Raw genomic sequence first — 5,981 nt, forward strand, 5'->3', positions numbered from 1 at the left:
CCGCACCCCCGACGACTGGCACCTGCACTTGCGCGATGGCGCACTGCTGCGTGCCGTGGCTCCTGAATCCGCACGTCATTTTGCACGCGCGATCATCATGCCGAACCTTGTTCCGCCCGTTGTCACAGGTGCGGAGGCTGCTGCGTACCGGGAGCGCATTCTGGCGGCACTTCCGGAGGGATCGGGATTCACGCCGCTGATGACACTATACCTGACGGAAGCGACCGACCCGGACGACCTTGCGCGCGCCCATGCCGACGGGTTGATCACTGCAGTCAAGCTGTATCCGGCAGGCGCCACGACAAACTCGGCCTCGGGTGTGACCAATTTCGACAAGGTGCGCCCAGTGCTTGAAAAGATGGCCGAGATCGGCTGTCCGCTTTGTGTGCATGGCGAAGTGGTCAACAGCGAGATCGACATCTTCGACCGCGAGGCGGTGTTCATCGAACGGGTGCTGGATCCGATCCGCCGCGCGACACCGGGTCTGCGCGTGGTGATGGAGCACATCACAACGATGCAGGGCGTGGAATACGCCTCCGAAGGGGGGCCTGACCTGGGAGCCACGATCACCACGCATCATCTGGTGATCAATCGCAACCACATCCTCGCCGGAGGGATCAAACCGCATTATTACTGCCTGCCCGTGGCCAAGCGTGAAGAACACCGGCTTGCCCTGCGCCGCGCCGCGACCAGCGGCGATCCGACGTTTTTCCTTGGCACCGACAGCGCACCGCATACAGACGCCAACAAGTTGCTGCCCTGCGGCTGTGCTGGCTGTTTCACCGCGACCAATACGCTGTCCATTCTTGCAGAAGTGTTCGAACAGGACGGAGCGCTTGACCGGTTGGAGGCGTTTACCAGCCTGAACGGTCCGGGGTTCTATGGCCTCCGGCCCAACGACGATACGATCACTCTGACCAAAGGTGTACCGGTCAGCTATCCCACCCAAATCGAAACGGATGATGGACCGGTCACGGTTTTCGATCCGATGATGCCGCTGCATTGGCGGGTTGGCGCGTAAGATCGGAACGGTTTTCCGCCCATTGAAACAGGCGCGCCAAGGCGAAGGCGCATGACTGCGGTTCACCAGAACCGAAGGTGAGCCTGCCCAAAAAGCGCACAAAACACAGGCGACGCGCTCTGTGCCGCCAATTCATTTGGCAGGGCGCCACTACAGCAGTTTGAATTTGGTCAGCGCTTACGACTTTGATCGCACACGCCTTATTCTGGTTTCGGGAGGTCAGGTGCGAAAGGGCTTCCCGATGGAGCTATTGTTGGATGCATTGCTTGAATGGATTGGCGATCACTCAAGCTACGATACCCAAAACGTGCCGCTCCCAATCGTGCTGCAACTGAGTCCTGAAGAGCTTACACGGGAATTTTACACCGGCGTCGCGCATTTGATGCCGGACGATGGCGTCGACGAACGGATCAACGCGCTTTATGCCGCCACTGATGGGCCACATGGCACAATTTATCTGCTCTCGGCACATCAGTACGACGAGTCCGAAACTTTCGACCAGCCGATGGACAATCCTCTTTGGCGCGAAGTGCTGCTGCATGAATTGGTGCACCATGTGCAGTGGCAAAGCGGTGACGCCGAACAGTGGCAATGCGCGGCGCAGGGCGAGTTCGAGGCATATATGCTTGGTGGTCGGTATCTGAAACAACTTGCAGTCGCCGATCTGATGCCCAATCGGAATTTCTGGGGCATGATTTACAGCCGCTGCTGAACGCTTCGCACACACAAATTCCAGTTCTCCCTCAAGTGCTTGGATTCGTCGCATTTGACGCGGGGGAATCAGCGTTTCTGCCCAAATTCCAACCAATCGCCCCATCTTTGCGCGATTGCGGACAGTGGCAATCCCATGCCGATCTGCCCTCAACCATCTGAAAAATAGAGAATTACCACCCGTTTGTGCGGCTATGTCGTCACAGGCCTAATGTGTAAATTTAAGATTACAATTGCTAGTGTCAGTTTTTTATTACACACTTATCCCAATTATACTTACAGAGGTTTCAGATCGGCTCTCTAGGGGTGCAGGCCGATCGACAAGGGCACGCCGCCCACGTCCATAGCGCTCCGTAACCAACTCGAACCAACCCGAAGAAGGAGTTCAAAATGTCTGCAGACGACGAAGGCAAGGTCTGGCCGACCGGTTTGACCTTGAAGGAGGCTGAGGAAGTCCACAGCTACCTAATCGATGGAACGCGCGTATTCGGTGCAATCGCACTGCTCGCGCATTTTCTGGTCGCGGTGTCCACACCGTGGCTCGGATAAGGGGATCACAGCATGAATAACGCAAAAATGTGGCTCGTTGTCCCACCTGCGGTGGGCGTTCCTGTCTTCCTTGGCGCGGTTGCCGTTGGATCCTTTGCAGTGCACGTCGCTGTTCTCAGCAAGGTCGACTGGTACAACAACTACCTTGTCGGCGAAGAACTGAGCAGCACCGAAGCGTCTGCGCAGCTGCTCGCACCGCAGTCAGATACGGCCAAGGCCAGCTATGCCGTGCCGCAACAAGATGGCAGCCTGCAAGTCACGATCATCCTGCCGGATGGCACGTCGACGCAGGCCTTGATCCAGCCATCGCAGTTGCAACCGCAGTTGTAACCGCATCTCAGCAATGTGGACCCGACCGTTTGTGTCGGGCCCGCATTCCCCGGACTTCAGTCGCACGTCGGGTTTGTTCTGCGCTGCGGCTTTGAAAAAGGTGCTCCGGAATGTTCGACTACCGTCGCATCGTTCTGCACAGACTGGCGACCATCGGCCCGCGCTACCTGCCCTTTGCAGATGTCGCGTCGGACGGCGTACCGCTGTCCCGCCTCCTGCGTCTGTCCCTGTTTCAGGTGACCGTCGGCATGGCGCTGGTTCTGCTGGTCGGAACGCTGAACCGTGTGATGATCGTCGAATTGTCCGTTCCGGCAAGCCTTGTCGGCACGATGCTGGCTTTACCCATCATCTTTGCCCCGTTCCGTGCATTGATCGGCTTCAAATCCGATGTGCACAAATCCGCGCTGGGACTGCGCCGCCTGCCCTATATCTGGAAAGGCACGCTCTACCAGTTCGGTGGCTTTGCCATCATGCCGTTCGCCCTGCTGGTCCTCTCCGGCTATGGCGAGGCCTTCGATGCCCCGCTTTGGATCGGGTACAGTTCCGCCGGACTGTCCTTCCTCCTGGTCGGTGCGGGCGTGCACATGGTGCAGACCGTAGGCCTCGCCTTGGCGACGGATCTCGTGGACGAAGCAGATCAGCCCAAAGTGGTTGGCCTGATGTATGTCATGCTCTTGTTCGGCATGGTGCTCAGCGCGATCATCTACGGCACGCTGCTTGAGAACTATTCCCCGGGTCGATTGATCCAGGTGATCCAAGGCACGGCGGTTGTGACCGTCGCACTGAACTTCCTTGCCATGTGGAAACAAGAAGCCCGCGACCGCGTCCGTGCGCAGGCCATGGCTGCAGCGCCCGACATCGCGTTTCGCGACGCATGGGCACAACTCATGCAGAACGCAGGTATGTTGCGTTTGTTGATCGTCATTGCCCTTGGCACCTTCGGCTTCGGCATGGCGGATGTTCTGCTTGAACCCTATGGCGGCGAAGCGCTTGGCCTTTCCGTCGCCAGCACAACCAAGCTGACTGCGCTTCTGGCAGGTGGCACGCTGCTTGGCTTCGGGATCGCCTCCCGCACGCTGGGCAGTGGAGGGCTGCCGTCTGCGACCTCGCTGACGGGGGCGCTGATCGGCATTCCCGGTTTCGCAGCAATTATCTTTTCGGCGTATGGTGGTGGGACGACCGCCTTTCTGGTCGGAACGCTGATGATCGGTATCGGCGCAGGCCTTTTTGGCCATTCCACGCTTACAGCAACGATGCGCGCCGCCCCGAAAGAAAAAGTCGGCCTCGCGCTTGGGGCATGGGGCAGCGTGCAGGCTTCCGCAGCAGGGGTCGGCATGGCCCTCGCGGGTTGGGTCCGCGATCTGATTGCTGCCATGCCCGCTGGCGGAAATGGTCTTTCGGTCGAAACACCCTACAATGCAGTTTTCTCGATGGAGATGGCGTTCCTTGTGATTGCCGTTCTCCTGATCTTCCCGCTCGCGGGCCGGGGTGACCTGACACAGGCCACACGTGCTGCAGCACCAACGCAATCCAACCCGGTGGAGGCACCATGACGACGATTATCACACGGTACTTCGATAGCGCAGATCAGGCACAGTCCGCGAAACGCGAACTCATTTACGCCCACAAGGTGTCTCCGGACATCATTCATATCTTCCACGACGCCAAAGACCTGTCCGAGCGCCTTCAGAACGCTGATGTGTTGCCCGACACCGCCAAAGCCTATGCGACACGCAAGTCGCCCGACGGTGCCGTCCTCATGGTCCGGGGCAAATACAAGCCACTGGGTGTGGCCAAGATCGCCCGCAAGGTCGCCGCCCAGTATGGCGCGGTCGATATGGGCGACATCAATCAGGATGTCTTTGTCAAAGACCCGCATGGCCGCCGGCTGAGCGTTCTCAGCGATCACCCATACATGCTGAGCCGCCGCAAGGATCCATCTGAAAAGAACACCTATATGGCCGACTGGCCAATCCCACTGATCAGCCGTCGCAAGCCTTATGATGAGATGGGGATCGAACGTCATGGCCGAATGGCGAATTGGCCGTTTGGACTGCTGAGCAATCGCAAGCCCTTCACCGGTTCGATCTTTCCACGTCATGCCAGAATGGCCTCGTTCCCGATTGGTCTGATCAGCCGTCGCAAACCCTTCACCGGTTCCATCTTCCCGCGTCATGCGCGAATGGCGAACTTCCCGATCCCGCTGATCAGCCGTCGCAAGCCCTGGGATCGGTTTGCGTTCCCACGTCATATGCGCATGGCGAACTGGCCCTTCCCGCACCTCATCAATGGCAAGCAGGGCGCGAACTCGCTTGTGCCGGGCCACAAGTACATGGCCAAGTTCCCGTTCGCCCATATCGTACCGGGTCACAAATACATGGCGAAATTCCCGTTCGCCCATATCGTACCTGGCCACAAATACATGGCGAAATTCCCGTTCGCCCACATCGTGCCCGGCCACAAACACATGGCGAAATTCCCGTTCGATCACATCGTCCCGGGTCATAAATACATGGCAAACTGGATTCTGCCCCATACCAAGGTAAAGGACTGACAGTTTTGGCCGGAGTCGCGAGACTTCGGCCTTTTCCCATCGCTGCAGCCCTTTTCCTGCCACCCGAAACCGGATAAAGCGGCGCAAAGACTAGGAGTGCCGCGATGATCCCTGCAAGCCATCCTCCAAAAGATGAAATTGCCCGCCTGACGGCGCGGATGCTGCTGGAAATCGGCGCGGTGAATTTCCGCCCGGATGATCCGTTCATCCTCGCGTCCGGCCTGCCCTCGGCCACCTATATCGACTGCCGCAAGCTGATCTCGTTCCCGCGCATCCGCTCGACACTCATGGATTTTCTGACCGTCACGGTGATGCGGGACGCTGGGTTCGAGGCATTCGACAACATCGCGGGCGGAGAAACGGCAGGTATCCCGTTTGCAGCCCTCGTGGCTGAACGCATGGCGCTGCCCATGACCTATGTGCGTAAAAAGCCCAAAGGATACGGTCGGAATGCCCGCATTGAAGGGGCCATGACCGAAGGACAGCGCGTGCTGTTGGTCGAAGACCTGACCACCGATGGCGGATCAAAGCTGAGCTTTGTCGACGCAATCCGTGAAACCGGGGCCACCTGTGGCCACACCGCAGTGATCTTTTACTACGATATCTTCCCGGAAACGACGAAGACACTGGGCGATCACGGCGTCCAGCTGCACCATCTCTGCACATGGTGGGACGTGTTGGCAGAGGCTCGTGCGCAGGGAGCGTTCGACGACGCGACACTTACCGAGGTCGAAGCGTTCCTCAAAGCACCCCGCGCGTGGCAGGACGCCCGGAGGTAAGATCGCTGTAGATCGGGCAGCCAAGCGTCTGGCGCAG

The 5,981-nt window shown here is 58.8% G+C and carries 7 protein-coding genes; all 7 read left to right on the plus strand.

The annotated features are described in order from the left end of the window. Positions 1-1,021, plus strand: a 1,021-nt coding sequence (pyrC, locus tag JJ869_RS21425) for a dihydroorotase (protein WP_292270568.1), incomplete at its 5' end; no start/stop codon positions are given. A gap of 121 nt (positions 1,022-1,142) precedes the next feature. Continuing rightward, complete coding sequence (locus tag JJ869_RS21430; RefSeq protein WP_292270571.1) at positions 1,143-1,733, plus strand: hypothetical protein; 591 nt, start codon at positions 1,143-1,145, stop codon at positions 1,731-1,733. A gap of 389 nt (positions 1,734-2,122) precedes the next feature. Continuing rightward, complete coding sequence (gene pufB / locus JJ869_RS21435) at positions 2,123-2,281, plus strand: light-harvesting antenna LH1, beta subunit (RefSeq protein WP_292270574.1); 159 nt, start codon at positions 2,123-2,125, stop codon at positions 2,279-2,281. A gap of 12 nt (positions 2,282-2,293) precedes the next feature. Next, positions 2,294-2,611, plus strand: a complete 318-nt coding sequence (locus JJ869_RS21440) for a light-harvesting protein (RefSeq protein WP_292270576.1) — start codon at positions 2,294-2,296, stop codon at positions 2,609-2,611. A 110-nt stretch (positions 2,612-2,721) separates the two neighbouring features. After that, the gene (locus JJ869_RS21445) at positions 2,722-4,164 is read left to right on the plus strand and encodes a PucC family protein (RefSeq protein WP_292270593.1); all 1,443 of its coding nucleotides are present in this window, start codon (positions 2,722-2,724) and stop codon (positions 4,162-4,164) included. Next, on the plus strand, positions 4,161-5,165 hold the full coding sequence (locus JJ869_RS21450) for a PucR family transcriptional regulator (protein WP_292270595.1): 1,005 nt from the start codon (positions 4,161-4,163) through the stop codon (positions 5,163-5,165). Before JJ869_RS21445 ends, JJ869_RS21450 begins: the two co-directional genes overlap by 4 nt. Positions 5,166-5,269: 104 nt before the next feature. Beyond that, positions 5,270-5,944 (plus strand): orotate phosphoribosyltransferase, encoded by a 675-nt coding sequence (locus JJ869_RS21455; RefSeq protein ID WP_292270598.1) that lies wholly within the window; start codon positions 5,270-5,272, stop codon positions 5,942-5,944. Positions 5,945-5,981: the final 37 nt, after the last annotated feature.

The organism is Marivita sp., from assembly GCF_017643905.1.
In the GTDB taxonomy this organism is placed as follows: domain Bacteria; phylum Pseudomonadota; class Alphaproteobacteria; order Rhodobacterales; family Rhodobacteraceae; genus Marivita.

Excerpts from the sequence above, each read along its gene's own strand:
- pufB (WP_292270574.1), top strand. The coding sequence starts at position 2,123 with ATGTCTGCAGACGACGAAGGCAAGGTCTGGCCGACCGGTTTGACCTTG.
- JJ869_RS21455 (WP_292270598.1), top strand. The coding sequence starts at position 5,270 with ATGATCCCTGCAAGCCATCCTCCAAAAGATGAAATTGCCCGCCTGACG.
- JJ869_RS21445 (WP_292270593.1), top strand. The coding sequence starts at position 2,722 with ATGTTCGACTACCGTCGCATCGTTCTGCACAGACTGGCGACCATCGGC.
- JJ869_RS21450 (WP_292270595.1), top strand. The coding sequence starts at position 4,161 with ATGACGACGATTATCACACGGTACTTCGATAGCGCAGATCAGGCACAG.
- JJ869_RS21440 (WP_292270576.1), top strand. The coding sequence starts at position 2,294 with ATGAATAACGCAAAAATGTGGCTCGTTGTCCCACCTGCGGTGGGCGTT.